We start from the raw sequence: 25,055 nt of genomic DNA, 5'->3' as shown, positions 1-25,055 counted from the left end.
GCAAACGCTCCCTGCTAACAGACATCCCAGCAGGAGACGGAACTTGCGCGGTTTGTATGCATGCGTCTTCATCGGCCAGCGTGCTCCCTTTTTTCGACGATCAGTTTCCGAAACATGCCGGCATCCATGTGATACAGCAAATGGCAATGAAACGCCCATTCGCCTTCCGCGTCGGCCACGACGATCACGCTGACCGTCTTGCCCGGCGGCACATTGATCACATGTTTTTTCGGATTATAGGCGCCGTTGCCGTTATCGAGGTATTGCCAGAGGCCGTGCAGATGAATCGGATGATTCATCATCGTTTCGTTCACGTAGGTGAAACGGATATGTTCGCCGAATTTGACCCGGATCGGCTCCGACTCCGAATACTTGATGTCGTCAAACGACCAGATATAGCGATACATATTGCCGGTCAGGCGCAGCGTGATTTCGCGGTCGGCTTGCCGCCATTCGCGATTCGGCGCCGCCGCCATCAGATGCTGATAGCTCAGTACCTTGTACGAACCCATCGCCGGGGCTTCGGTGTGCCGCATCGGAGCCTCCGCTTCCGTCTGCGTAGCGGGCATCGAGGCGTCATGTCCTTCGTGCATCGAGTGATTCGGAGGCGCCGCATGTTCCGCATGCTCGGCATCAGGCGGCTGTTCCGCCATGCCGCTCATTGGCATCGCTTGATGATCAGCATGCCCTGCATGCCCGCCGCCGTGCATCGGCCCCATGTCCGCCATCGTCAACAAGGTCAAGGGACGCAATGTGGGCATCTGTGCGAGCAGGCCGATCTTCGGCGTCAAGGTGGCCGCGGCAAAGCCGCTGCGGTCCATCGCTTCGGCGAAGAGCCGGTAGGCCCGGTCCGCTTTCGGCTCGACCAGCACGTCATAGGTTTCGGCCACCGCGATCCTGAACTCTTCGACATCGACCGGTATCACCGGCTGGCCGTCGACCTCGATCACGCGCATCGTCAGGCCCGGAATTCTGACATCGAAATGCGTCATCGCGGAGGCGTTGATGATGCGCAGGCGCACCCGGTCGCCGGGACCGAACAGCCCGGTCCAGTTCATTTCCGGCGTTTGGCCGTTGACCAAAAAATGGTAGGTCGCGCCGGTCACATCGGCAAAATCGGTCGGCTCCATGCGCATTTGTCCCCAATCGAGCCGGTCGCTTAAGGTTTCCGCAAAACCGCGTTTGCTGATATCGTTAAAAAAATCGACGACGGTTCTTTTCTGGAAATTATAGTAATCGCTCTGTTTTTTCAGTCGCGCGTGCGTCCGGTAGGGATCGGCTTCGGGCCAGTCCGAAAGCAGCAGCACATAGTCGCGCTCGACCTTTTGTCGGGGATGCACAGGATCGATCACCAGCGCGCCGAATAAGCCCTGCTGCTCCTGCATGCCGGAGTGGCCGTGATACCAGTACGTGCCGTTCTGTTTGAGCCGGAACCGGTAGGTGAAGGTTTGCCCCGGCTCGATGCCCGAAAAACTGACGCCGGGCACGCCGTCCATTTGATAAGGCAGCACGATGCCGTGCCAGTGAATCGAGGTTTGCTCCTGCAAACGATTGATCACATGCAGCGTCACCTCTTCGCCTTCGCGCCAATGCAGGGTGGGTGCGGGCAGGCTGTCATTGGCGACGATCGCGGTTTGCTTTGTCCCGATCAGGTTGACCGATTTCTCGGCGACCGTCAGCGTATAGGTGTCAGCACAGGCCAAACCGACGCCCAGATGGCACAGCCATAAAACAAAAAAGAAAAATCGGCGGCACGCTATTTTCATCGAAAAGCTGACCTCTCACAGGCTCTGCGTCGAAACGCTTAAATGAATCTTTCCCGGCTGATACGAGACTAAAATCGCAAGTGGCGAAACGACAAGAAAATCTGTATAGTCGGCGAATCGATATCGCATTTATGACTATATTCATCTGTTATTCAGATGTCTAGCGTAGATTTACAACCACTCGGTCGGTTCAATGACCGAACATTATTATTAATAACTGAGGAGTTACAATGAAAAGATTGAATAAATCACCTTTGGCCGCCGCAATGGGCGCCGCGGTTATCTCGACCCTGTCAGCAACCGCCCATGCAGAAGCCAATCCGTTCGGCATGACCGAGTTGAACAGCGGTTACATGCAGGTTGCGGCCGGTGAAATGGCTTGCGGCGCGAACATGGGCGGCATGAACAAATCCGGTATGAACCCGCCACAGAACAAAACCGCCGAAGGCGCATGCGCCGGCCAAAAATCCACTGCTGCACCCGCTAAAGCCGCACCGGCCAAGGCAGCCGAAGGCAAATGCGGTGAAGGCAAATGCGGCGGCATGATGGACGACGGCAAGATGAAAAAAGGCATGGAAAGCTCTTGCGGCGCGATGATGAAAGGCAAAGAAGGCTCTTGCGGCGCGACGAAGAAGTAATTCGGTTTGAAGCCGAGGAAGCGGCGTCTTCGCCGCTTCCTTTCGGCAGGCAAATTTTCCGCTACAACGCCTCTTTTTAATCCCCTGAATTTCATGTCGCACTTTCACGTTCAAGGCGCTGGGCTCGGCCTGAGACGGTCTTTGCTCGGTGAAATCGTCAAAAACCCGCCTGCGCAAACCGTCGATTTCTATGAAATCGCCCCCGAAAACTGGATCACGCTCGGCGGCCAATTCGGCAAGCAATTCCGCGCACTGACCGAACGCTTCGATTTCGTCTGCCACGGCCTGTCCTTGTCGCTCGGCAGCAGCGACCCTCTCGACGAAAAGCTGGTGCTGGACATCAAACAGTTCATGGCCGAACACCAAATCAAGCTGTACAGCGAACATTTGAGTTATTGCAGCCACGACGGCCACCTTTACGACCTGATGCCGATCCCGTTTACCGAAGACGCAGTCAGGCATGTCGCCCTGCGCATCCGGCGCGTGCAGGAACTGCTCGAACAGCGCATCGCGATCGAAAACGTGTCCTACTATGCGGCGCCCGGCCAGGAAATGGCCGAGATCGATTTTTTCAATGCGGTCGTCCAGGAAGCCGATTGCGACATCCTGCTCGACATCAACAATATCTACGTGAACAGCGTCAATCACGGCTACGACGCGGAAGCCTTTTTAAAGGCAGTGCCGGCCGAGCGCATCGCCTATGCGCACATCGCCGGACACTATGTCGAAGCGGAAGACTTTCTGGTCGACACGCACGGATCGGAAGTGATCGATCCGGTCTGGAAATTGCTCGGCAAGGCCTACGAGCTTTACGGCGTGTTCCCGACCCTGCTCGAACGCGATTTCAACCTGCCGCCGCTGGCCGAACTGCTCAGGGAAGTCGAGACGATCAAGACGATACAGGACGCCTGGCGCAGCGAACACGCGAAGCGTTCGGCCTGATTGACGATGAGCGTCGATTTCAAAGCCAAACAGCAGGAATTTTCGGCCTATCTGCGCGATCCGGACAAGCATCCGGCCCCGGCCGACGTGAAGCCGGAACGGATGGCGATGTACCGGGAATTGTTCTTCAACAACATCGACCAATTCCTGGCCGTCAATTTCCCGGTGCTGCGCAAACTCCTGACCGACACCCAATGGCGTGAACTGGCCGAGGATTTTTTCGCTCGCCATACCTGCAAGACGCCTTATTTCGCCGAAATTGCCGAGGAATTTCTCGATTATCTGCAATCCGAGCGGGATAATCCAGGCGATCTTCCGTTCATGCTCGAACTGGCGCATTATGAATGGGCCGAAATGGCATTGTCGATCGCGAAGCAGGAAAATCCGGTCAATCCGCCGTTTTCCGGCGACGGGTCTACTCAATCCCTGCATTTATCGCCGCTGGCCTGGCCTTTGGCCTACCGCTTTCCGGTGCACAAAATTTCGCCGGACTATCAGCCGCTAGAGCCGCCCGAGCAGCCGACCTTCCTGATCGTGCACCGCAACCAGGAAGATGAAGTCCGTTTCTTCGAAATCACCCCGATCACCTACCAACTGCTCGCTTTGATCCAGGAGCAGCCGGGGCAGACGGCCGCCGCCTACCTGAAATCGGTTGCGGAATTGTTGCGGCATCCGCAGCCCGAGATCGTTTACGAAGGCGGTCTCAAGATCGTGCAGGACTTGGTTGCCAAGAATATCATTCTTCTGGATACCCAAAGGTAGACTGGATTCGCCGAAGGCAATCCACCATTTCGAAGCCTGTTCTACTCTGCCGGACGGGTTTTGTAAACCCGTCCGTAACGCTTCAAATGACTCAATAGTCTCTAAAACGCTTGGGACGGGATAGGCATCCCCCGTTCCGCTCAGATATTAAGTATCTGTTGCCACATCATCCCAGTCGGCCCCTTGATAACAAATTAGCCAATTAATTGCTCGATGCCTTTCCTGCGCGACCTCAATATCGTATCCATGCCGTTCAGTGCGGTTTTGCAATTCGGCAGCCCGGCATCTTGAATGGGCGTTATATAAATCTTCAGCGGCATTTTGTATTTCAGAAGCGGGCCGCAACATGACCTCATTTACGAAGGTCGCAACTGATTCACCGGGAGCAGGAATTTGTTCCAATATGTTACCTGACGAGGCTTGATCTGTAGGAGGCTGTAGATCCGGCTCTAGTCCCAAAGCCCAACCCAATACATAGAAAGCTTCAGCACGCCACGAATAATCAATTACCTCTTTTCGGAGTGAACTATCGTCTGCCACGGCACAAACGGAAGCCAAAACCAATAAGCGTTTCGCTGTTTCCTGGGCTGATCTCATTTTCTGCACATCTGACATACGGTTGCCTTTGGTTTGTTTCATATGAGCTGCTGCCAACAGCCAGTAAAACCTGATGTTGAGCGTCCGCTCGATGGAAAGGTTAGTGTGCATAATTTCACGGCTAAAGTGTAATAAGCCGCAAACGTCCAAATTCTTTTCCTTTACGACTGAGCCCGCTTAAATTTGGCTGCTTCAGAATCAGCAAAACCTTCGCGTCAAAGCCTATTTAAATTTTAAATTAACACTAAGTGGGTAACATAAAGATAATCTAAATACAGGAACAACGTCATGAACCGTGTCTCTGCAAATATCAGTAAATTCACGCTAGTAATATCCGTTCTCTTGTTAACGGCACAACCGGTTAATGCCGCCGGCGGTATTACGGATTGTTTAAAAGCAAAAACTGTCAAAATTGGCGATCAAGAAATCGCCTACTATGAATCGAAAGGACGGGGTCTTTCCGTGGTACTGGTGCATGGCAACTCCTTTTCGTCCTGGTCGTTCAGCAAGCAGGTTTGCGGAATCTTTGGCAGCCAATTCCATGTCGTGGCGGTTGATCTTCCGGGGCACGGACGTTCGAGTGATGCGGCTAATCCATCGGCGGTATACAACCTTCCGGCCTATGCCGATGCGCTGGTTGGCCTGGTAACCGAGCTTGGGCTCGAAGATGCGGTTTTTGCCGGCTGGAGCCTTGGGGGGCATGCGTTGCTTGAAGCCGCGGCCGAGCTTTCATTAGCTTCCGGTTTTATGATATTCGGCACACCGCCCCTCGGTGTTCCACCGGCGGTCAGCGATGCATTTTTGGCAACGCATCCGGCCACGGGTTTTGGTTTTATTAATGCGTGGAACAATGAGATGCTTGAGCTTTACGTCTCATCGATTTTTGCGCCGGGGACCACCGACATTCCCGATTTCTTCTATAAGGATGCAAAACGGACCGATGGCGAATCGCGATCCGAACTGCTCGCGAGCGTCGGAGCACAGCACTACAGCGATGAGATCGCAATCGTGCAGAATTTAAAAGTTCCACTTGCCATTATTCACGGCGAGAAGGAACAATTGATAAACCTTGCTTATATCCAACAACTGAACATTCCAAAACTCTGGCGCAGAAAAGTTCAAGTCATTAAAGGGGCTGGGCATGCCCCACAGTGGGAAGAGCCTATAAGATTCAATGCGCTGCTGGGCCAGTTTATCCACGAGGTTTCGCGCAAGCAGGTTTAATCCACTATTGCCTGCTGTTAAGCTAGAGCCACCTAATTGATGTTATAGAAAACCTTTAGCTTCTCAGTGTTTCGATCAGCTTGTTGATATATAGCTTGGTGGGGGACATGCGAATTTTAAGCCATTCTTTCACCGCTTTAAGCCTTGCCGCGATGCTTTGATGAATAGCGCTCGATTTGATCTTTTCGATGATCGATATGACTATATCGTAAGCCTGTTTAAACCAGCCGAATGTCATCAATTTCTCTTTTGCTACCCGGAAGAGCCAAAAAGTGAACGCGGCAACCGGAATTTTTCCCGCATACAACGCCGTCCCGGCGATCACCTTGCCCGTGCCTATCAGCTTCAGCGCGAAAATGCCCAGCAACTCCACCTGAGTAAATAACGCCAAAAAAAGCACCAGCAGCACATGGCGATCGAGCCGATCAATAAACGCTTCGGCTTTTTGCAGAATGGCAAGGCCATGGATAAAGGTGTAGATTGGCTCGGCGATATTTTCCCAAACCAGTTCTTCCAGAATGATATAAACGGTCACCAATATCCCTAAAATGATATCGGTGATTTTCGCGATGATTCTTTTTACCATGATTCGATTCCCGAAAACCTCATTGTTCGCGTTTCACTGTATAGCATGCAGACCGGATAAAACGCAATGAAATCCGGGCCCCCAAAACCACGTTAGGCTTGGTATCCCAAAGCTTCATTTGACAGGCAAAAGATCGGGCAGATCGGCAATCGATGCAATGAGCAGGTCAGGCACGACCGGGCTGTTGTCCGCATAGGTTTGCCGGTATTTGCCGGTTTTGACCAGAATGCCGGTCAGGCCCGCGCCTTGGCCGCCGCCGATATCGGCGTCTATGTCGTCGCCGACAATCGCGACCTGCTCCGGCGGCAAACCCAGTTCGGTCAGGGCGGCCTTAAAAAAATCCGGCGACGGCTTGCCGATAATCGTGGCCTGTTTCTGGCTGGCGTATTCCAGGGCGCTGACGAAGGCGCCGACGTCCATTTGCAGGCCGTGTTCGGTCTGCCAGAAGGGTTTTTTGTGGATCGCGATCATCTCGGCGCCGTCGATCAGCAGGTTGAAAACCCGATTGAGCAGCGCGTAGGACCAGGCCTCGCCGATATCGCCGATGATGACGAAATCGGCCTTGCTGTCCGACTGCCGAAAATGCCGGAAATCCTGTTTGACGTCATCGGCCAGCAGCAAATGGCAGGCCGGGTCATCGAATCGTTGCAGGTAGATCAGGGCAGCACGGGTGGCGCTGACGATTTCGTCTTCGACAATGGCAAAACCGAGACCGGTCAGTTTTTCATGCAGCGAAGCGCGGGATAAGGTGCTGGTATTGGTGATGAATCGGCAAAGGTAGCCGCGTCGCTTGATCTCATCGACTGCCTTGATGGCGCCTTCAAGCACCGTTGAGCCGACATAGAGGACGCCGTCCAGATCGAAGAGAATGCCGCGTATTGAAGATAAAGCTGTCATCCAAGATCCGTTAGAGTGAAGGCAGGCAGCGGGACGCGGTGCCGAATCGGCGCCTTCCCGTGCTAAAAACCGTTGCGTCGATACATAGACTCCGTCCCGGCCACAATTATCCTTCGGTCTCCTCATGCGCCACCCGTCGATTGCAAAAGCCTTGCATCAGCCGGCGGCTGTTCGCCCCAATTGACCGCGGCATCCGGCCCGGCAATGCGGTAAAACCGTCAGCGCCCGCAGGGCGAGCATTTTCGAACACTCAGAGCCGTTGTTTCATGTTATTCTTGCGTTCCTATGGATTACTGCTTTATGACTGATTTTTAATGCTCAATTTTAAAAATATCGCCCTGCGCCGGGGCGCAAGACTGCTGTTCGACGAGGCGTCTTTTACGATTCACCAGGGCGAAAAGGCCGGTATTACCGGCGCGAACGGGGCCGGCAAGTCGAGCTTTTTCGCGCTGATCCGGGATGAACTGCATCTCGACGCGGGCGATTTTTCGATGCCGCCGGGCCTTGAAATCGCGCATGTCGCGCAGGAAACGCCAGCCACCGAATGCAGCGCGATCGAATATGTGCTGGACGGCGACCGCGAATTGCGCCGCCTGCAAGGCGAACTGCAAACGGCCGAAGCAAACCATGACGGGTTGAAACAGGCCGAACTGCATGCCGCGCTCGACGTGATCGGCGGTTATGAGGCCCAGGCGCGTGCGTCGCGGCTTCTGAATGGCTTGGGTTTCAAGCCTGCGCAGGAACAGACCCCGGTCAGCGCCTTTTCGGGCGGCTGGCGGATGCGGCTGAATTTGGCGCAGGCCTTGATGTGCCGTTCCGACGTGCTGCTGCTCGACGAACCGACCAACCATTTGGATCTGGATGCGGTGATCTGGCTGCAAGACTGGCTGTGCAGGTACCCTGGCACCCTGCTGTTGATTTCGCACGACCGCGATTTTCTCGACGCGATCACCGATCACATCGTGCATATCGAACAGGGCAAGATAAACATCTATACCGGCAACTATTCCGCGTTCGAAAGAATGCGCGCCGAGAAGCTGTCACAGCAACAGTCCGCCTTTCAGAAGCAGCAGCGCGAAATCGCGCACATTCAAAGCTTCATCAACCGCTTCAAGGCGCAGGCGACCAAGGCCCGGCAGGCGCAAAGCCGGATCAAGGCGCTGGAGCGGATGGAATTGATCGCGCAGGCGCATGTCGACTCGCCCTTCCATTTCAGTTTCCCGGAGCCCGGCCGGATGTCGAGTCCGTTGTTGACGCTGGATAAGGCGGACATCGGCTACGGCGACAAGATCGTGGTCAACAAGGCCGGCCTGTCGCTGTCGCCGGGCGACCGGGTCGGGCTTTTGGGGCCGAACGGCGCGGGCAAGTCGAGCCTGATCAAGGTATTGGCCGGCGCGATGCAGCCTTTGTGCGGCGACAGGCAGGAGTCGATGCATCTGAAGATAGGCTATTTCGCCCAGCATCAGCTCGAACAATTGCGCATGGACGAATCGCCGCTCTGGCATTTCCAGAAACTGGACCCGCAGGCGACCGAAAAAGACCTGAGGAATTTTCTCGGCGGCTTCGATTTTCAGGGCGACAAGGTGATAGAGCCGGTGCGGCCGTTTTCGGGCGGCGAGAAGGCGCGGCTGGTGCTCTCTCTGCTGGTTTACCAGAACCCGAATCTGCTCTTGCTCGACGAGCCGACCAACCATCTGGACCTCGAAATGCGCGAGGCCCTGATCATGGCGCTGCAGGATTATCAGGGCGCCCTGGTCACCGTATCGCACGACCGGCATATGCTGCGCTCGGTCACCGACCGGCTGCTGTTGGTCGCGGACGGCAAGGTCGAGGCGTTCGACGGCGATCTGGACGATTACAGGAACTGGCTCAGCGAGCAGAAAAAAGGCGAAGCGAAAGACACGGCGGCCGACGCCGCGTCCGGCATCAACCGCAAGGATCAACGCAAGCTCGATGCCGAACGCAGGCAACGCAACAAACCGTTGATGGATGCGCTGAAAAAAGCCGAACAGGCAGTCGAAAAATTCCATCAGGAGCAGCGGCAACTGGAACAGCAACTGGCCGATCCTGCCATTTATGAGGAATCGGAAAAAAACCGGCTGAAAGACGTGATGGCCAGAAAGGTGCGGGTGGACAAGGCGCTCGAAGACGCCGAGGCGCTCTGGCTGGAAGCGGAGGAAAAACTCGCGGAAGCCCAGCAGGACTGATCGCCGCACCCGGGCCGCGCATGCAAACACAATAAGAATAGGCGGGCCATCCCATGTACGAACTGATCATGCAGCTTTTCGCGATTTGCCGCTTTAAAAAAGGCCCGGAGGATTTGCCTTATTCCTTTACGCTGCTCAAAATAACCGTGGCCGCCTTCGCGGCTATCCGGATTTTAATGCGTTACAGCGGCGACAATCTGCTCCGCGCGTTCCTTGAGGCCGGAGCGGAAATCGTTTATATCGGGCTGTTCAGCGCCGCGATGCTGTATGCGAGCCGGCATCTGAACCGCTTTTATCAGGTCGCGAGCGCATTTTTCGGCGGCTACGCCTTGATCGGCTTTCTGGCGTTGCCGGCCGTCTTGATGTTGCTGGCCGGGCAGCCCGGAGGTCTCGCGGTGATCATGCTGATCGGCATCACCGCGTGGTTTTGCGCGGTCACCGCGCACATCGTCTATCATGCGCTCGCACCGAATATTTTACTCAGCCTGGGCTGGGCGCTGGCTTTTTTGGTCGGTTTTGTACTGCTGGCCATATTCTTCGGACATGAAAACGGCATCGGTTAGGAGGAATTGTGAAATCATACAAACATATATTATTGGCAGTGGACTTTTTCGACCAGCAGGCGATCGTGATCGAGCGCGCCCAGGATCTGGCGGCGCGTTATGGCGCCAAGCTCAGCCTGATTCATGTGGTCGATACCTTGCCGATAGGCGATCCGGCGAATGACGTGCTGGTGCCGTTCGAAATGGATTTGTCGCAGGAGTTTATCGCGCTCGGCAGGAAAAAACTGGCCGAACTGGCCGCGAAACTGGGCGTTCCGGAAGCGCAAACCTGGCTCGAAACCGGCGGTGCGCAACAGGAAATCGTGCGTATCGCCGAAGAAAACGCGGTCGATCTGATCGTGGTCGGCTCGCACGGGCGTCATGGCCTGGCGCTGCTGTTGGGCTCGACCGCCAACGGCGTCTTGCACCATGCCCGTTGCGATGTACTGGCGGTGCGCTTGCAGAATCCATAAAATAATAGGTCTCCGCCAAACGGCAGCAAACCGGCGGCGGCAGTCTTTCACTTTAAGGTAGGGGAAAATGATAGGAAAAATTGCAAGTTTCGATCCCGAAGCCGGGACCGGTCTGATCGCCAGCGAAAGGCAGACTTATCCGTTTGCGTTAGCGGACTGGACCGATGAGGTATCGCCCGATGAAGACGACGATATCCGTTTCGAACTGGAAAATGGCAAGGCCGTGCGCGTGGCTCTGGTCGGCGCCTATATCGAAGAGCCGAAGGCCGTCAAATACAAATACCTGGCCGGCATACTGTCCTTGTTATTGGGCTGGGCAGGGCTCGGGCGAATTTACCTGGGCTATTACAAGATCGGCTTTTTCCAGATCTTGCTGACCGCCTTCCTATTGCGCGTAGGATTCCTGGTATTCGTGCCGCAATGGGGCTTTGTTGAAGCCTTGCTGCTGTTTTCGAGCAAATTCGACCGGGATGCGAAGGGCCGCCCGTTGAAATGAAGCGCCGGCGTTCGCACTCAGGATTTAATCCAACATAACTTTCCGGAGTTCCCTCTGTATGAATATCCGATCCATGGTGTCCGGCCTGCTGGCGATAAGCTTTTGCGGAGCGGTTTTCGCCGCCGACCTTGACCGCGCCGAAGTCGAAAAACGCCTCGCTGCGGCCAGCAAAGAACGTCCGGCCGATTTGCGCCGCAAGAATTTGACCGACCTGGACCTTTCCGGTCTGGATTTTCGGCAGGCGGACCTGTGGGGAGCCGATCTGCGCCGGGCGAATTTCAGCCGCAGCAACCTGTCAGGCCTGAATCTGGACTTGTCCGTGATGACCAAGATCAACCTGTCCGGGGCCGACCTGTCCAACACCAGCATTTTCGGCGTCTCGATCATGGGCGCCGATCTGAGCCATGCCAATCTGGCCGGCAGCCGCATCATCGCGAATCTGGACAAATCCGATCTGAGCCATGCCAATCTGGCGCATGCGAAATGGGGCGCGGACATGAAGAACCAGCCGATGGGACTGATGCGGGTCAGCCTGAATCATGTCAACCTTTCAGGCGCCGACCTCAGCCATGCCGATCTGAGCCGCGGCTTGATGCGGCATGCTAACCTCCAGGGCAGCCGGTTGCTTAACGCGGTGCTGTCCAACGTCGATTTATCCGGCGCGGATTTGACCAACGCCGATTTAAGCGGCGCCGACCTGTCCGGCAGCCACCTCGAAGACGCCGACTTGACCGGCGCCAATCTGGCGGGAGCCCGCCTGACCGGCATCGGCAACAAATCCACGATCAAGGGGCTGGACGCGGCGAAAAACCTGCAATCGGCGATTTTTGATTAACCTCGCAGGCACAGCCCGCCGCAAACAATTGATTCACCGCAGAAACGACTGCCGACCACACGCCGCCTGATAAGGGCGCAAAACCGATTTGATGACTGGACACCCGATGAGCAACCCATTATTGGCCAATACCGAACTGCCGCTATTCTCCCAAATTCAACCCGAGCATGTCGAACCCGCGATCGACCAGTTATTGGCCGAGGCGCGAACGACCGTCGAAAACAGCCTGCAAGCGACGAACGCTTACACCTGGGAAAACCTGATCGAACCGATCGAAAACGCCGAAGACCGGCTCAGTAAAGCCTGGTCTCCGGTCAGCCACATGAATTCGGTGGTCAACAGCGACGCGCTCCGCGAGGCCTATAATGCCTGCCTGCCGAAACTGAGCGCCTATGCGACCGAGATGGGGCAGAACGAGGCCTTGTTCAAAGCCTACAAGGCGATCGAAGGCAGTGCCGAATACGCCAGCCTCGACATCGCCCAACAAAAGATCATCCAAAACGCCCTGCGCGATTTCCATTTGTCCGGCATTGATCTCGACGCCGAGAAAAAGCAGCGCTACAAGGAAATCAGCCAGGAATTGTCGAAGCTTGCGAGCACCTACGAAGAAAACGTGCTCGATGCGACCAACGGCTGGTCGAAACTGCTCACCAATGAACTCGACCTGACCGGCCTGCCCGCTTCGGCCCTGGCGCAGGCCCGGCAGACCGCCGAACAAAACGGTCAGGAAGGCTGGATGATCACGCTGCAATTTCCGTCCTATCACGCGGTGATGACCTATGCGGACAACCGCGAACTGCGCCGCGAACATTACGAAGCCTACGCGACCCGCGCGTCCGAGCAAGGCCCGCAGGCCGGCCGCTGGGACAACAGCGAAAACATGGAAAAGATTCTCGCGCTGCGCCATGAAAAGGCGCGCCTTTTAGGTTTCGCCAATTTTGCCGAACTGTCGCTGGCGACCAAGATGGCCGACAAACCCGATGACGTGGTCGGTTTTCTCGAAGATCTGGCCGACAAATCCTGGCGGCAGGCGCGCCGCGATCTGGCCGAACTGCGCGAATTCGCAGCGGCCCATTACGGCATCGGCGACCTGCAAACCTGGGACATCGGTTATTTTTCCGAAAAAATGCGCCAGCATTTTTATCAATTGTCGCAGGAAGAGGTCAAGGCGTACTTCCCGATCACCAAGGTCCTGCCCGGCCTGTTCGCGGTCGTCGAAAATTTGTACGGCCTGCAGATTGCCGAGACGGATGCTGTCGACACCTGGCATCCCGACGTGCGCTTTTTCGAAATCATCGACAATAACGGCGACCTGCGCGGCAAATTCTACATCGACCTGTACGCGCGCCCGAAAAAACGCGGCGGCGCCTGGATGGACGACTGCGTAGGCCGCAAGAATATCGACGGCGCCGTACAAATCCCGGTCGCCTATCTGACCTGCAATTTCACCCCGCCGACGGGCGATGAACCGGCGCTGTTGACGCACGACGAAGTCACGACGCTGTTTCACGAGTTCGGCCACGGCCTGCAGCACATGCTGACCCGGATCGATCATCTCGGCGTGTCCGGCATCAACGGCGTCGAATGGGACGCGGTCGAACTGCCGAGCCAGTTCATGGAAAACTGGTGCTGGGAGAAAGACGCACTGGCCTTGATGTCCGGCCATTATCAAAGCGGCGAGCCGTTGCCCGACGACTTATTGGACAAGATGCTGGCGGCAAAAAATTTCCAAGCCGGCATGCTGATGGTGCGCCAGCTCGAATTCAGCCTGTTTGATTTCCGCATCCATCGCGACTACGATCCGAACAAGGGCGGACGCATCTACGAAACCTTGAACCAGGTCAGGGAGCAGGTCGCCGTCATCCAGCCACCGGCCTTCAACCGCTTCGCGCACGGCTTCTCGCACATCTTCGCAGGCGGCTATGCGGCCGGCTACTACAGCTACAAATGGGCCGAAGTGCTGTCCAGCGATGCGTTTTCGTTGTTCGAGGAAAAAGGCATCTTCGACCCGGAAACCGGCCATGCGTTTTTGACCCAGATTCTCGAAAAAGGCGGCAGCGAGGACGCGATGGACCTGTTCGTCAAATTCCGCGGACGCAAGCCGACGATCGACGCGCTGCTCAGACATAACGGCATCGCGGCATGAAATACAAAGACCTCCGCGACTTCATCGCGCAACTCGAAAAAGAAGGCGAACTCAAACGCGTCAAAGTCCCTGTCGACCCCTATCTCGAAATGACCGAAATCTGCGACCGCACCTTGAAAAAAGGCGGTCCGGCGCTGTTGTTCGAAAACCCGGCCGGCTCGAACATTCCGGTGCTGGGCAACCTGTTCGGCACCGCGCACCGGGTCGCGATGGGCATGGGCGCCGATTCGGTCGGCGAATTGCGCGGCATCGGCGAGCTGCTGGCCTATCTGAAGGAACCCGAACCGCCGAAAGGCATGATGGATGCGCTCGAAAAGTTTCCGGTGTTCAAGCAGGTCTTGAACATGTCGCCGAAACTGATCAAGGAGCCTCCCTGCCAGCAGGAAGTGATCGAAGGCAGCGACATCGATTTAAGTAACTATCCGATCCAGACCTGCTGGCCGGAAGACGCCGGCCCCTTGATTACCTGGCCCTTGGTGATCACGAAGGGACCGTTCAAGGAACGGCAGAATCTCGGCATCTACCGCCAGCAGGTGATCGGCAAGAACAAGGTGATCATGCGCTGGCTGGCCCACCGCGGCGGCGCGCTCGACTTCAGAGAGTGGCAAAAGACGCATCCCGGCGAACCGTACCCGGTCGCGGTCGCCTTGGGCGCCGATCCTGCGACGATCCTCGGCGCGGTCACGCCGGTGCCCGATTCGTTGTCCGAATACGCGTTTGCGGGGCTCCTGCGCGGCAGCAAGACCGAGGTCGCGAACTGTCTGAGCAACGCTTGGCTGCAAGTCCCTGCCAGCGCCGAGATCGTGCTCGAAGGCTTCATCTATCCGGGCGAAACCGCGCCCGAAGGCCCGTTCGGCGATCACACCGGCTATTACAACGAAGTCGATGAATTCCCGGTATTCACGATCGAGAAGATCACCCAGCGCCATAATCCGATCTATCACAGCACCTACACCGGCCGCCCGCCCGACGAACCGGCGATCCTCGGCGTCGCGCTGAACGAGGTGTTCGTGCCGATCCTGCAAAAACAGTTTCCGGAAATCGTCGATTTCTACCTGCCGCCGGAAGGCTGCTCGTACCGGATGGCCGTAATCAGCCTGAAGAAACAGTATGCCGGCCACGCGAAAAGGGTCATGTTCGGCACCTGGTCGTTTTTGCGCCAGTTCATGTACACGAAGTTCGTGATCGTGGTCGATGACGATGTCGACGTGCGCAACTGGCAGGACGTGATCTGGGCGATCACGACCCGGATGGACCCGGCACGCGACCTGACCATCCTCGAAAACACCCCGATCGACTACTTGGACTTCGCCTCGCCGGTATCTGGTCTCGGCTCGAAAGTCGGCTTCGACGCGACCAACAAATGGCCCGGCGAAACCAATAGGGAATGGGGACGGACGATCGCGATGTCCGATGCGGTCGTCAAAAAAGTCGATGCGATGTGGGAGAGTTTGTTTTAAAAGCGATCGCACTGAAAACCTAGGCGCTGCAAGCCTGGCCTCCTTACCAGGCTTGCAGCGCCCCCTCGATAACCACGATTCAGGCGCTCGGCGCTTGCTCGGCCGAGACCACGAACGCATCGCAGTAAATGTCGGCCAGCCTGGCGCCCTTCAGGTAGGCCTGTTTTTGCGCACTCTTGACCATGTCAGGGTGGCCGCACAGAAAGACCCGCCAACTGACCAAATCGGCCTGCGCGGACAGGGCGGCGTCATGGACCCGCCCCTGCGTGAAGCCTTCCGGCGCATCGCCGCTCGAAATGCAGGGCGTGTACGAAAAATTCGGGTGGTGCTCGGCCAGTTCGCGCATTTCATTGACCCGATACAGATCTTCATGCTCGCGGCTGCCGTGAAAAAGGCGGATCGGCCCCGAATGGCCATGCGATAAAGCATCGGCCAAAATGCCCGCGAGCGGCGCCAGGCCGGTGCCGGTGCCGATCAACAAAAGGCCTTGTTCCTTGCGGTCGGGAAGATAAAAACAGTGTCCTTGCGGTTCCGAAACCGGGATCGAATCGCCAACCTTCAGTTCTTCATGCACCCAGGTGCTGAACCGTCCTCCCGGCAAACGGCGGATATGGAATTCGAGGGTACCGGAAGCATGCGGAATGTTCGCGATCGAATAGCTGCGCGTCAGGCCGTCGCTGCGTTGCAGATTGACGAACTGACCGGCTCGGTAGCGGTCCGCGTCGTTAATGTCGATGATCAGCAGTTGAGTGTTTCGATTCAAGGGTTCATTGACCGCGACCCTGCCATCGACAAAACTTGCCGCTTCCTTGGACAATTTCAGCGTCATCGGCTGTTCGGGATGACACTGGCAGGCCAAAAAATGTCCGCTGCTTTTCAGGGTGTCTTTCAGCCCCCCCTGCGCTTTTGCCGGCGGTTTGGCGTCGAGGCTTTGCACCACACAGCTCTGGCAGGCGCCGGCCTTGCAGCCATAAGGGATGTTGATGTTTTCGCGCAAGAGTGCGTCGAGCACCGTTTCCCCCGGACGGCAGGTCACACGGTTGTTTTTAATTTTTAGGTCAAACATAGTCACCTCCTTGCAAAATCAAGCCGTGATCCGATCATGGAATCACGGCTTGCCATCGCATTTATAAGCCCAGAACATCCGACCGCGCGCCAAGCGCAATCGCGGCGGCTTCGGCAATCAAGTCTTCAGGCACATTCAACTCGTGCAGCGTGGCACCCAGATGTTCCATCACCGCATCAAAATGCGAACCGTTCATGCCCATCTTGACCAGGTGTGCGTGCGCGCTGCGCATGTCTTTGCCGGTGTAGTTGTTCGGGCCGCCGAAAGCATAGGTAAAGAACGCTTTTTGCTTGGCGATCTGGGCGTCCATGTCGGTCGAATCGAAAAAGCGGTTGATCCGGTAATCGCTCAGTACCTTGCGGTAAAAAAGATCCACCGCGGCATTGACCGCGGCCTCGCCGCCGATTCTTTCGTAGAGTGAATTGCTCATTGTTGATGCCTCATCATATTGGAAAATAAATCTCTCTCGTGCGGTCTTTATTCGAGAGCTCGAATGTTGCCGCAAAGTAATTTTAACTCGACATTACACTTTTGCAATATTTTTATTGCAAAAGCAAACAAAATATTGCACCCTAGATCCGCTAAACGTCATCAGGCTTCTATCCAAGAGGAGTTTTCGTAGTCGCAGGGACTAGGATTTGTTATGATGCGGCATTAATAAACCTTTAATAAATAGGCTTTATATGGCTGAAGGTATAAGCTCAAGGCAGCAACAAATTCTTGATCTTTTATTGAATTTCAAGACGGGGCTATGTATCGACGAAATTGCCGGAAAACTGGAGATTTCGCGCAACGCGGTGCAGCAGCACATCGACAAGCTCGAACGGGACGGCTATGTCAAAATGGGCATGCTGAATAAGACCGCAGGGCGTCCGGTGCGTGTTTTTGTGCTAACCGAAGCCGGCATCAACAGCTTTCCGAAACAATACGCCTGGTTTTCCGAGCTGATTCTGGCCAATTTGAAGCAGGAGATGGGCGCCGAGGCTTTACAGCGCTATTTACATCAATTGGCGACTTCGCTGGCGCAAGGCTTGCTGCCGCAGCTTGCTGGCAAGCAAAAAGAAGAGCGGTACGCCGAACTGATCCGCATCATGAATGAGCTCGGTTTTAAGGCCAGACTGAATACGGCGGACGGCGAGCAGCCATCGATCGAAGCATTCAACTGCATCTACCACGATCTTACGCAAAAATTTGAGGAAGTCTGCGAATTCGACAGGGCCCTGATGACATCCCTGTTGAACCAGGACATCGATCATGTCGAGTGTATGGCCAAGGGCGGATGCGTGTGTAAATTCCGCATCAAGCCTTAGCCGCAAAGCGTTTCTTCTCCCCGCCGCGGGCTAACGCCGCGCCAAAAACATCGCATCGCCATAACTGAAAAATCGGTAAGACTGTTCAATCGCATGCCGATACGCCTGCATGACCGGCTCATAACCCGCAAAGGCCGAAACCAGCATCAGCAGAGTCGACTCGGGCAGATGGAAATTGGTCAACAACGCATCGACGGTGTTGAATCGGTAACCGGGCGTAATAAACAGATTGGTGTCGCCGCACCCCGCTTTCAGTTGGCCGCTACGGCTGGCCGATTCGAGCGCCCTGACGGCGGTCGTACCGATCGCGATGACCCGACCGCCGCGCTCCCTGGCGCGATGCACCGCCGCCACCGTTTCGGAAGCCACCGAGAAAAACTCGTAGTGCATCACATGTTCGGCCAGATTATCGACGCGCACCGGCTGGAAGGTGCCGCTGCCGACATGCAGCGTCACGAAAGCGGTTTCCGCGCCTTTCGCTTCGATTTTCGCCATCGTCTCCAGATCGAAATGCAGGCCCGCCGTCGGCGCGGCCACCGCGCCCGGCTCCTTCGCGAAAACGGTCTGATAACGGCTTAAATCTTCGCTCTCGTCGGAGCGGACAATATAAGGCGGCAACGGCACATGGCCGATGTGTTCGAGCAGTTCGGGCAGCGCCGAATCAAATTCGAGTTCGAATAAATCGCCCGCCCGGCCCAAAACGCGGCATGTCTGCGCCTGATCCAGTTCAATCAGCGTTCCGGGTTTTGGCGATTTACTGGCACGAACATGCGCGATCGCATGCCGCGTATCCTGAATCCGTTCGATCAGAATTTCGACCTTGCCGCCCGTCGCTTTCTTGCCGAACAGGCGGGCGGGAATCACGCGGGTGTCGTTGAAGACCAGCAAGTCTCTCGCCTCGATCAGATCGATAAAATCGGTAAACATCCGGTCCTGAATCCGCCAGTCGGGCGCCTGCATGCACAATAGCCGGCTGGCCCGCCGTTCGGGCAGGGGGTGTTGAGCAATCAGGTTTTCGGGGAGGTGGTAAAAGAAATCGCTTGTCTTCATGAACGCCAGGTCATCTATTGGGGTGATGGCCTATTTTAAAAAAAATACTTGCCACTTTGTAATTTATTTCCGTATAATAGCAACTTCTTTGCCGGGGTGGCGGAACTGGTAGACGCGCCGGATTCAAAATCCGGTGATGGTGACATCGTGTCGGTTCGATTCCGACCCTCGGTACCAAATTTTGGTTCAGAGCCGCGCAAAGAACCCAAAAACCCGCTAGGTTTAACGACTTAGCGGGTTTTTTTATGCTCAAAAAAACGCAAACAGACTCCTCGGCCCAGCAAGAAGGAGGGCTTTGACTCCTCCCCCTTGAGCTCACGCAATCAACTCAAGCCTTCTTTTGCTTGTCGGCGCGGATGAATGCGATTTGCCATTCACTCTGCCACCGGCGCTGAATGGGTTTTAACCTCGCCGCGCTGCACGCGGACATAATCCTCGAGCTGTCTTGCCGCGGCATTGAACGCATCGCGGATGGCCACATACACGTCTTCGTGGGCCTGATTATCGTGATGTTCACGGCTGATCACGATTTCTTTACCCGGTGTAGTGATGTCGATGCGAATATGATACAGATTACCTTGATGATGATGCTGATGTCCAGCCTCCACCGCGACCCTGCAACTCATCATGTGGGAATGAAATCTTTCGAGCTTGGCAACTTTTTCTCGAATCCTCGCTTCAACCGCCTCTGACGGTTCAATGCCTCGAAAAATGATCTGTAACGGAATTTGCATGATGATTTACCTCTCCTGATTATTGCTGAATAAAGCCTCGGCAACCTTGCTTTTCACCTTAATGCGCCTCTGCAGGAACATTCCGGCCGAAGCACGAACCGATAAGCCTTATTGTATTGTAAATCTTTGCCGATACTTTTTACCATTGTTTATTATGTCGCACCCCGGCACAATCAGTACAAATACCTACAACCGCCCGCTAATTTGCCACCAGGGATTGATTGGGCGTCTTCTTGACCAGATTCCCGTAGTTGATCGAGATTTTGAGCCCGGCAAAGCGGCCCGACATCCGGGTCAATTCCTGTGTTTTATTATCGAAGCTGAGGTTGATCTCCGTCAGCTCACGGTCTTCGTAACCTTCCTCGATACCGTGCGTGGCCAGCTTGAAATGGTACACGTAGACCTCCTGATCCTTGTCCTTGTCGATGCGCAAGGGTTCGCCCAGCTTCTCGACGACCTTGTCCTTGCGCGGCAGTTCCGCCGTGATCTTGCCAATGCGCGAGGTGTCGGCCTTCAACTGCATTTTTTCCTCATTGATATCCGCACCGCCTATCGAACGCAGGGAGACTTCGAGAAATTTCGGCGGGGCGATTTCGAGAAAAAGGGAGGAGAACGACCAGGCCGTGATCCGGTCTTGCTTGTTGAAATTTAAATCGGAATAGAACTCGATTGTCGGCGTGATCAGCTTGCCTTTGTTATCGACCTTACGGAACCAGTAGCGCCAGCGTTTGCCGCTCGGCGTCGCCTTTTCCTCGCTGGCGCGCAGTTTGGCCAGCGAGACAAAATCCTCGCTGTACATGATCGGCTTCTTGAACTGCAAGGTGAAATCGTCGGCGACCGCGACTTTGAAATAGAGGTCGAATTCACTCATTTGCACATAGGTCTGATAGGCGCGCCACCAGTAAATACAGCCGGTCAGCGAGAGGGTCAGCAACAAAGCCAACGCGATGCGAAAAATTTGCCGGGGGGTAGATAGATTCATGACAAGAATGACTCTAATGCATTTAAAAATGAGCGGCATTGATCGCAAGAACGAGCCCTGACGCTAGTTGAAGCATGCCTTTGAAATCTTAGGAAATCCGCCTCAACTAAGACAATGCGGATAAAGCGACGGCAGGCAACTTGAGCGCCATGCCGGGAATGAATGGTGGGGGGTCAGGGACTCGAACCCTGGACCTATGGATTAAGAGTCCACTGCTCTACCAACTGAGCTAACCCCCCATACAGACTATATCAACTGGAGAAATAGAAGCGAAATTGTAACAGATTTTTTTAGAAATTCCAAGCCAGAAATTTCAATCGCTTATCTTCACCTTAGCCAATTTACGAAAATAAGTACATCCGATTTGAGATTTTTTGCCGTTGGCTTCGGCTCCGCTCAGCCAACGAACGATTGACGCGATGCTCTTGCTAAAAAATCGCCTTATTTAACGACCTTCAACTGCGGCCTGCCTGCTGGCGGCTTGGTATCCGGCGCTTCAGGCGGCGTATCATCCTCGACCTCATCTGCCGGATCGAAGACCATGCCTTGGCCGTTTTCTTTCGCGTAAATCGCGAGAACCGCGCGGATCGGCACAAAAATATGCCGGGCGACGCCGCCGAAGCGCGCGTTGAATTCGATCTCCTCGTTGCCGAGCGACAGCGCCTCAACCGCCGCCGGACGCAGGTTCAAAACGATCCTGCCGTCCTCGACAAATTCGCGCGGCACGAGCGCGGCGGGATGTTCGGCATTGACCAGAAGGTACGGCGTCAGATCGTTGTCGGCGATCCACTCGTAAATCGAGCGGATCAAATAGGGCTTCAGCGGGGTCATTTCGGCAACTGCGCCATGTCTTTTTCGGCATCGCTCAGGCTGCGCCTAAAGGCGGGCCGCCTGAAGATGCGTTCGGCATATTGGGTGATCGCTTCGTTCGGGGTCGAGACATCGATACCCAGCATCGGCAAACGCCACAATAACGGCGCCAGCGCGCAGTCGATCAGCGAAAACTCGTCGCTCATGAAAAACGGCCGGGCCGCAAAAATCGGCGCGGACGACAGCAGGCTTTCCTTGAGCATTTTCTTCGCGCGGGCGGACTTTTTCTCGCCGGAGAACAAAATCTCATCGAGCAATTGATACCAGTCCTGATCGATACGCTTGATCAGCATCCTGGCATTCGCTCGCGACACCGGGTCCATCTGGTGCAAAGGCGGATGCGGGAAACGCTCGTCCAGATATTCCATGATGATCCGGGAATCGTAAAGCACCAGATCGCGCTCGACCAGGGTCGGCGATATGCCGGTCGGATTCAGTTCGAGCAAATCCTCGGGCGGATTGTTCGGATCATAATACTCGATGTCTGCGAGGATCGCTTTCTCGTGCAATACAAAGCGAACGGAATGGCTCATTGCGCATGTGGGAGAAGAGAATAGGGTCATCACAGATTTATTGTTAAATAAATTGGTCACTAATTAACAACCTCTTTAGAACGTGCAAAACGCTGAAACGAGGCATTATAACATTCAGACAAACAGATTTGGGCGATCCGCAAACCGAATCGCCCAAGTTATGTAATCGGCTCTACGCAGAGCCGATCGTTTAATGCACGTCCTTCCAATACTCTTTCTTGAGCAGATAAGCTATACCTAAGAACATGAACAGGAAAAGCAATACATATTTCCCGAGACTGACTCTTTCGAGCTGCATCGGTTCCCCGACATACACCAAGAAATTTACAAGATCGGTCACCTGAGCGTCAAACTCTTTTTCGGACAGGGTGCCGGGCTTGGCCAGTGTCAGACCTTCGACGATCTGCTTGCCCTCGACCATCTTCACGACCGCTTCCTGCTGTCCTTGCAACTGCCACAGCACGTTCGGCATGCCGACATCGGGATAGACCGTGTTGTTGACGCCCAGTGGCTTGCTATGATCGACATAGAAACCCTTCAAATAGCTGTACAGCCAATCCTTGCCGCGAGATCGGGAGATCACCGACAGATCGGGCGGCTGGATGCCGAACCATTTTTCCGCGTCATGGCCGTTCATCGCGGTGAACATTTGATCGTAAATGCCTGCATTTTGCGGCGCGATCTGGGTCAACAGCTTCTTCTCGTCCATGCCGAAATCCTGCGCCAGACGCTTGTAACGCATGTATTTGATCGAATGACAGCCGAGGCAGTAGGTTACAAAATTTTTAGCGCCTCGCTGCAAAGACTCCTTATTGGACAAATCGATGTCGGCCGATTGCAATTCGACACCCTCCGATGCATACCCGTTAACCGACAGTGCACAAAACAGCAGTAATGTTGTTATTATTCTTTTCATATCAATCGAGGCTCGTTTTGAGGGTTTTGGCAAAACGTTTGGCGGCCTTGCGGATGCCTTCAGGATTCGGTCTTCTTCTGAAAAAGGTGCATTTGCTCAGCAGCGATGCCGCCTGCTCAGGCGTGCCCGGCAACACAATGGTGACCTCATTGTAGACTTTCTTCGCGTCACGCAGGCGATCTTCCAGGGTAGGCTGCTCGGTGACCCGTGTCGGCACCGGCTTCAGTTTTTCCCAGCGCGTATAGATCGGCATCAACAGGAAGAAGCCGAAATAGATCGCGGTGCAGACCCTGGCCATGATGGTCGAGACCGGGGTCGGCGGTTGCGTGCCCAAATAGCCGAGGACCAGAAAGCTGACCACGAACAGGAACAAGGCTTTCTTATAGATGCCGCCGCGGTAGCGCACTGATTTGACCAGGCCGCGGTCGAGCCAAGGCAGGAAAAACAGCACGACGATCGCGCCGCCCATGCCGATAACGCCGGCGAATTTATCCGGAATCGCGCGCAGGACAGAATAGAACGGCGTGAAATACCAGACCGGCGCGATATGCTCCGGAGTCGTCATCGGGTCGGCCGGAATGAAATTCGCGTGCTCCAGGAAGAAACCGTGCATTTCCGGCATGTAGAAGATCACGACCGAGAAAAAGATCAGAAACACTGCGACGCCGACGATGTCCTTGACCGTGTAGTAAGGATGGAACGGAATGCCGTCGAGCGGAATGCCGTTGGCGTCTTTCTGTTTCTTGATCTCGACGCCATCGGGATTGTTCGAGCCGACTTCATGCAGCGCGACGATGTGCAGGAACACCAGCATCACCAACACCAGCGGCACCGCGATCACATGGAAGGCGAAGAAGCGATTCAGCGTCGCGTCGGAGATCACGTAATCGCCGCGAATCCACAGCGACAAATCGTCGCCGATCACCGGAATCGCGCTGAACAACGAAATGATCACCTGCGCGCCCCAGTAGGACATCTGCCCCCAAGGCAACAGGTAACCCATGAACGCTTCGGCCATCAACGCCACGAAGATACACATACCGAAGATCCAGATCAGCTCGCGCGGATGCTTGAAGGAGCCGTACATCAGGCCGCGAAACATGTGCAGATAGACCACGATGAAAAACGCCGAGGCGCCGGTCGAGTGCATGTAGCGGATCAGCCAACCCCAGTTGACCTCGCGCATGATGTATTCGACCGAATCGAACGCGAGCTTGGCGTCCGGCTTGTAGTTCATCGTCAGCAAAATGCCGGTAATGATCTGATTGACCAGCACCAGAAGCGCCAGCGACCCGAAAAAATACCAGAAGTTGAAATTTTTCGGCGCATAGTAATGCGCCATGTGTTCGTTCCATAACTTGGAAAGCGGAAACCGATCGAGTATCCAGTCGCCGCACTGAGTCAGACGTGAAGGTTTCATGCGCTTGCCCCTTGGCTGGTTTCGCCGATGATCAGTTGGTTTTCAGTCACGTAACGATAAGGCGGAATTTCGAGATTGGTCGGCGCGGGAACGCCGCGATAGACGCGGCCGGCCAAATCAAACCAGGAACCATGACACGGACAGAAGAAACCGCCCTTCCATTTGTCGCCGAGATCGGCTGGCGCCAATTCAGGACGGAAGGTGGGCGAACAACCTAAGTGGGTGCAGATGCCGATCGCCACGAAGAGCTCGGGCTTGATGGAGCGATAGAGATTTTTGCTGTACTCGGGTTGAATCGACTCCTCGGACAAAGGGTCGCGCAGCTCGTTATCGAGCGTTTTGAGCGTCGCCAGCACCTCCGGCGTTCGCATCAAAATCCATACCGGCTTGCCGCGCCAAGCGACGCGGATCAATTGGCCCGGCTCTATTTTACTGATGTCAACCTCGACCGGCGCCCCGGCAGCCATCGCCTTCACGCTCGGCTGCATCTGCGCAAGAAAGGGTACAGCTAAATAACCCACACCGACCGCCCCCACTACGGTCAATGCCGAGGTTAAAAACTGGCGTTTTGACTTATCGACGCCTTGGTTATTCATTATCTAA

General features: G+C 55.3%; 26 protein-coding genes and 2 tRNA genes. 13 read left to right on the top strand and 15 right to left on the bottom strand.

Features of this window, described 5'->3' with window-relative positions; translation table 11 throughout:
* Nucleotides 1-68: 68 nt before the first annotated feature.
* Nucleotides 69-1,766 carry a copper resistance system multicopper oxidase gene (locus METLA_RS0115090; protein ID WP_024299343.1) on the bottom strand — a complete coding sequence of 566 codons (1,698 nt, stop codon included), beginning with the start codon at nt 1,764-1,766 and terminating at the stop codon, nt 69-71.
* Between the two features lie 230 nt (nt 1,767-1,996).
* On the opposite strand from METLA_RS0115090, the gene METLA_RS0115085 reads away from it, so the two are divergent.
* The 3 genes from METLA_RS0115085 to METLA_RS0115075 all read left to right on the top strand — a co-directional run bounded on the left by METLA_RS0115085 (nt 1,997) and on the right by METLA_RS0115075 (nt 4,108).
* Nucleotides 1,997-2,404, top strand: a complete 408-nt coding sequence (locus METLA_RS0115085) for a hypothetical protein (protein WP_024299342.1) — start codon at nt 1,997-1,999, stop codon at nt 2,402-2,404.
* Between the two features lie 93 nt (nt 2,405-2,497).
* Nucleotides 2,498-3,346, top strand: a complete 849-nt coding sequence (locus METLA_RS0115080; protein WP_024299341.1) for an HvfB family MNIO-type RiPP peptide maturase — start codon at nt 2,498-2,500, stop codon at nt 3,344-3,346.
* A 6-nt stretch (nt 3,347-3,352) separates the two neighbouring features.
* Nucleotides 3,353-4,108 carry an HvfC family RiPP maturation protein gene (locus METLA_RS0115075; protein ID WP_024299340.1) on the top strand — a complete coding sequence of 252 codons (756 nt, stop codon included), beginning with the start codon at nt 3,353-3,355 and terminating at the stop codon, nt 4,106-4,108.
* Nucleotides 4,109-4,255: 147 nt separating this feature from the next.
* Here the strand turns inward: METLA_RS0115075 and METLA_RS0115070 are convergent, their stop codons facing one another.
* On the bottom strand, nt 4,256-4,747 hold the full coding sequence (locus METLA_RS0115070; protein WP_161635417.1) for a DUF4272 domain-containing protein: 492 nt from the start codon (nt 4,745-4,747) through the stop codon (nt 4,256-4,258).
* Nucleotides 4,748-4,993: 246 nt separating this feature from the next.
* Here METLA_RS0115070 and METLA_RS0115065 point away from each other — a divergent pair, with 246 nt between their 5' ends.
* A complete protein-coding gene (locus METLA_RS0115065; protein ID WP_024299338.1) occupies nt 4,994-5,929 on the top strand; it encodes an alpha/beta fold hydrolase in 936 nt (311 codons plus the stop codon).
* Between the two features lie 55 nt (nt 5,930-5,984).
* On the opposite strand, the gene METLA_RS0115060 is transcribed toward METLA_RS0115065, so the two are convergent.
* Entirely contained in the window at nt 5,985-6,515 is a 531-nt protein-coding gene (locus tag METLA_RS0115060; protein WP_024299337.1) for a hypothetical protein, read from the bottom strand.
* A gap of 114 nt (nt 6,516-6,629) precedes the next feature.
* Nucleotides 6,630-7,412, bottom strand: coding sequence for a TIGR01458 family HAD-type hydrolase (locus METLA_RS0115055; protein ID WP_024299336.1), 783 nt, complete (start codon nt 7,410-7,412; stop codon nt 6,630-6,632).
* Between the two features lie 314 nt (nt 7,413-7,726).
* Between METLA_RS0115055 and METLA_RS0115050 the strand changes: the two genes are divergently transcribed.
* The 7 genes from METLA_RS0115050 to ubiD all read left to right on the top strand — a co-directional run bounded on the left by METLA_RS0115050 (nt 7,727) and on the right by ubiD (nt 15,571).
* Nucleotides 7,727-9,619, top strand: coding sequence for an ATP-binding cassette domain-containing protein (locus tag METLA_RS0115050; RefSeq protein ID WP_024299335.1), 1,893 nt, complete (start codon nt 7,727-7,729; stop codon nt 9,617-9,619).
* Between the two features lie 53 nt (nt 9,620-9,672).
* Entirely contained in the window at nt 9,673-10,182 is a 510-nt protein-coding gene (locus tag METLA_RS0115045; protein ID WP_024299334.1) for a hypothetical protein, read from the top strand.
* 8 nt (nt 10,183-10,190) lie between these two features.
* Nucleotides 10,191-10,634 (top strand): universal stress protein, encoded by a 444-nt coding sequence (locus tag METLA_RS0115040; RefSeq protein ID WP_024299333.1) that lies wholly within the window; start codon nt 10,191-10,193, stop codon nt 10,632-10,634.
* Nucleotides 10,635-10,701: 67 nt separating this feature from the next.
* Entirely contained in the window at nt 10,702-11,130 is a 429-nt protein-coding gene (locus METLA_RS0115035) for an NINE protein (protein ID WP_024299332.1), read from the top strand.
* A gap of 58 nt (nt 11,131-11,188) precedes the next feature.
* Complete coding sequence (locus tag METLA_RS0115030) at nt 11,189-11,965, top strand: pentapeptide repeat-containing protein (protein WP_024299331.1); 777 nt, start codon at nt 11,189-11,191, stop codon at nt 11,963-11,965.
* A gap of 106 nt (nt 11,966-12,071) precedes the next feature.
* Nucleotides 12,072-14,111 carry an oligopeptidase A gene (gene prlC / locus METLA_RS0115025; RefSeq protein WP_024299330.1) on the top strand — a complete coding sequence of 680 codons (2,040 nt, stop codon included), beginning with the start codon at nt 12,072-12,074 and terminating at the stop codon, nt 14,109-14,111.
* Nucleotides 14,108-15,571 (top strand): 4-hydroxy-3-polyprenylbenzoate decarboxylase, encoded by a 1,464-nt coding sequence (gene ubiD, locus METLA_RS0115020; protein ID WP_024299329.1) that lies wholly within the window; start codon nt 14,108-14,110, stop codon nt 15,569-15,571. Before prlC ends, ubiD begins: the two co-directional genes overlap by 4 nt.
* 79 nt (nt 15,572-15,650) lie before the next feature.
* On the opposite strand, the gene METLA_RS0115015 is transcribed toward ubiD, so the two are convergent.
* Together METLA_RS0115015 and METLA_RS0115010 are read right to left on the bottom strand one after the other, a co-directional pair.
* Nucleotides 15,651-16,637 (bottom strand): 2Fe-2S iron-sulfur cluster-binding protein, encoded by a 987-nt coding sequence (locus METLA_RS0115015; RefSeq protein ID WP_024299328.1) that lies wholly within the window; start codon nt 16,635-16,637, stop codon nt 15,651-15,653.
* A 61-nt stretch (nt 16,638-16,698) separates the two neighbouring features.
* The gene (locus tag METLA_RS0115010) at nt 16,699-17,067 is read right to left on the bottom strand and encodes a group I truncated hemoglobin (protein WP_024299327.1); all 369 of its coding nucleotides are present in this window, start codon (nt 17,065-17,067) and stop codon (nt 16,699-16,701) included.
* Nucleotides 17,068-17,320: 253 nt separating this feature from the next.
* On the opposite strand from METLA_RS0115010, the gene METLA_RS0115005 reads away from it, so the two are divergent.
* Nucleotides 17,321-17,947, top strand: coding sequence for a helix-turn-helix transcriptional regulator (locus METLA_RS0115005; RefSeq protein ID WP_024299326.1), 627 nt, complete (start codon nt 17,321-17,323; stop codon nt 17,945-17,947).
* A gap of 30 nt (nt 17,948-17,977) precedes the next feature.
* Here the strand turns inward: METLA_RS0115005 and queA are convergent, their stop codons facing one another.
* Complete coding sequence (queA, locus tag METLA_RS0115000) at nt 17,978-18,997, bottom strand: tRNA preQ1(34) S-adenosylmethionine ribosyltransferase-isomerase QueA (protein ID WP_024299325.1); 1,020 nt, start codon at nt 18,995-18,997, stop codon at nt 17,978-17,980.
* A gap of 90 nt (nt 18,998-19,087) precedes the next feature.
* Here queA and METLA_RS0114995 point away from each other — a divergent pair.
* Nucleotides 19,088-19,174, top strand: a tRNA-Leu gene (locus METLA_RS0114995).
* Between the two features lie 197 nt (nt 19,175-19,371).
* On the opposite strand, the gene METLA_RS0114990 is transcribed toward METLA_RS0114995, so the two are convergent.
* The 8 genes from METLA_RS0114990 to petA form a co-directional block, all read right to left on the bottom strand.
* A complete protein-coding gene (locus METLA_RS0114990) occupies nt 19,372-19,731 on the bottom strand; it encodes an HPF/RaiA family ribosome-associated protein (protein ID WP_024299324.1) in 360 nt (119 codons plus the stop codon).
* Nucleotides 19,732-19,930: 199 nt separating this feature from the next.
* Nucleotides 19,931-20,713, bottom strand: coding sequence for a hypothetical protein (locus METLA_RS0114985; protein WP_024299323.1), 783 nt, complete (start codon nt 20,711-20,713; stop codon nt 19,931-19,933).
* A gap of 163 nt (nt 20,714-20,876) precedes the next feature.
* A tRNA-Lys gene (locus METLA_RS0114980) sits at nt 20,877-20,952 on the bottom strand.
* Between the two features lie 202 nt (nt 20,953-21,154).
* On the bottom strand, nt 21,155-21,544 hold the full coding sequence (locus METLA_RS0114975; protein ID WP_024299322.1) for a ClpXP protease specificity-enhancing factor: 390 nt from the start codon (nt 21,542-21,544) through the stop codon (nt 21,155-21,157).
* Nucleotides 21,541-22,116 carry a glutathione S-transferase N-terminal domain-containing protein gene (locus METLA_RS0114970; RefSeq protein WP_024299321.1) on the bottom strand — a complete coding sequence of 192 codons (576 nt, stop codon included), beginning with the start codon at nt 22,114-22,116 and terminating at the stop codon, nt 21,541-21,543. The genes METLA_RS0114975 and METLA_RS0114970 overlap by 4 nt, the downstream gene beginning before the upstream one ends.
* 190 nt (nt 22,117-22,306) lie before the next feature.
* A complete protein-coding gene (locus METLA_RS0114965) occupies nt 22,307-23,032 on the bottom strand; it encodes a cytochrome c1 (RefSeq protein ID WP_024299320.1) in 726 nt (241 codons plus the stop codon).
* Nucleotide 23,033: 1 nt separating this feature from the next.
* Entirely contained in the window at nt 23,034-24,452 is a 1,419-nt protein-coding gene (locus METLA_RS0114960; protein WP_024299319.1) for a cytochrome b, read from the bottom strand.
* Nucleotides 24,449-25,048, bottom strand: a complete 600-nt coding sequence (gene petA, locus METLA_RS0114955; RefSeq protein ID WP_024299318.1) for a ubiquinol-cytochrome c reductase iron-sulfur subunit — start codon at nt 25,046-25,048, stop codon at nt 24,449-24,451. Before petA ends, METLA_RS0114960 begins: the two co-directional genes overlap by 4 nt.
* Nucleotides 25,049-25,055: the final 7 nt, after the last annotated feature.

The sequence above is a fragment of the Methylomicrobium lacus LW14 genome (assembly GCF_000527095.1).
Lineage (GTDB): Bacteria > Pseudomonadota > Gammaproteobacteria > Methylococcales > Methylomonadaceae > Methylomicrobium > Methylomicrobium lacus.
This window is presented reverse-complemented; position numbering and strand designations above follow the sequence as displayed.

Coding starts and splice junctions, on each gene's coding strand:
- METLA_RS0115090 (WP_024299343.1), bottom strand. CDS start 1,766: ATGAAAATAGCGTGCCGCCGATTTTTCTTTTTTGTTTTATGGCTGTGC.
- METLA_RS0115085 (WP_024299342.1), top strand. CDS start 1,997: ATGAAAAGATTGAATAAATCACCTTTGGCCGCCGCAATGGGCGCCGCG.
- METLA_RS0115080 (WP_024299341.1), top strand. CDS start 2,498: ATGTCGCACTTTCACGTTCAAGGCGCTGGGCTCGGCCTGAGACGGTCT.
- METLA_RS0115075 (WP_024299340.1), top strand. CDS start 3,353: ATGAGCGTCGATTTCAAAGCCAAACAGCAGGAATTTTCGGCCTATCTG.
- METLA_RS0115070 (WP_161635417.1), bottom strand. CDS start 4,747: ATGAAACAAACCAAAGGCAACCGTATGTCAGATGTGCAGAAAATGAGA.
- METLA_RS0115065 (WP_024299338.1), top strand. CDS start 4,994: ATGAACCGTGTCTCTGCAAATATCAGTAAATTCACGCTAGTAATATCC.
- METLA_RS0115060 (WP_024299337.1), bottom strand. CDS start 6,515: ATGGTAAAAAGAATCATCGCGAAAATCACCGATATCATTTTAGGGATA.
- METLA_RS0115055 (WP_024299336.1), bottom strand. CDS start 7,412: ATGACAGCTTTATCTTCAATACGCGGCATTCTCTTCGATCTGGACGGC.
- METLA_RS0115050 (WP_024299335.1), top strand. CDS start 7,727: ATGCTCAATTTTAAAAATATCGCCCTGCGCCGGGGCGCAAGACTGCTG.
- METLA_RS0115045 (WP_024299334.1), top strand. CDS start 9,673: ATGTACGAACTGATCATGCAGCTTTTCGCGATTTGCCGCTTTAAAAAA.
- METLA_RS0115035 (WP_024299332.1), top strand. CDS start 10,702: ATGATAGGAAAAATTGCAAGTTTCGATCCCGAAGCCGGGACCGGTCTG.
- METLA_RS0115030 (WP_024299331.1), top strand. CDS start 11,189: ATGAATATCCGATCCATGGTGTCCGGCCTGCTGGCGATAAGCTTTTGC.
- prlC (WP_024299330.1), top strand. CDS start 12,072: ATGAGCAACCCATTATTGGCCAATACCGAACTGCCGCTATTCTCCCAA.
- ubiD (WP_024299329.1), top strand. CDS start 14,108: ATGAAATACAAAGACCTCCGCGACTTCATCGCGCAACTCGAAAAAGAA.
- METLA_RS0115015 (WP_024299328.1), bottom strand. CDS start 16,637: ATGTTTGACCTAAAAATTAAAAACAACCGTGTGACCTGCCGTCCGGGG.
- METLA_RS0115010 (WP_024299327.1), bottom strand. CDS start 17,067: ATGAGCAATTCACTCTACGAAAGAATCGGCGGCGAGGCCGCGGTCAAT.
- METLA_RS0115005 (WP_024299326.1), top strand. CDS start 17,321: ATGGCTGAAGGTATAAGCTCAAGGCAGCAACAAATTCTTGATCTTTTA.
- queA (WP_024299325.1), bottom strand. CDS start 18,997: ATGAAGACAAGCGATTTCTTTTACCACCTCCCCGAAAACCTGATTGCT.
- METLA_RS0114990 (WP_024299324.1), bottom strand. CDS start 19,731: ATGCAAATTCCGTTACAGATCATTTTTCGAGGCATTGAACCGTCAGAG.
- METLA_RS0114985 (WP_024299323.1), bottom strand. CDS start 20,713: ATGAATCTATCTACCCCCCGGCAAATTTTTCGCATCGCGTTGGCTTTG.
- METLA_RS0114975 (WP_024299322.1), bottom strand. CDS start 21,544: ATGACCCCGCTGAAGCCCTATTTGATCCGCTCGATTTACGAGTGGATC.
- METLA_RS0114970 (WP_024299321.1), bottom strand. CDS start 22,116: ATGAGCCATTCCGTTCGCTTTGTATTGCACGAGAAAGCGATCCTCGCA.
- METLA_RS0114965 (WP_024299320.1), bottom strand. CDS start 23,032: ATGAAAAGAATAATAACAACATTACTGCTGTTTTGTGCACTGTCGGTT.
- METLA_RS0114960 (WP_024299319.1), bottom strand. CDS start 24,452: ATGAAACCTTCACGTCTGACTCAGTGCGGCGACTGGATACTCGATCGG.
- petA (WP_024299318.1), bottom strand. CDS start 25,048: ATGAATAACCAAGGCGTCGATAAGTCAAAACGCCAGTTTTTAACCTCG.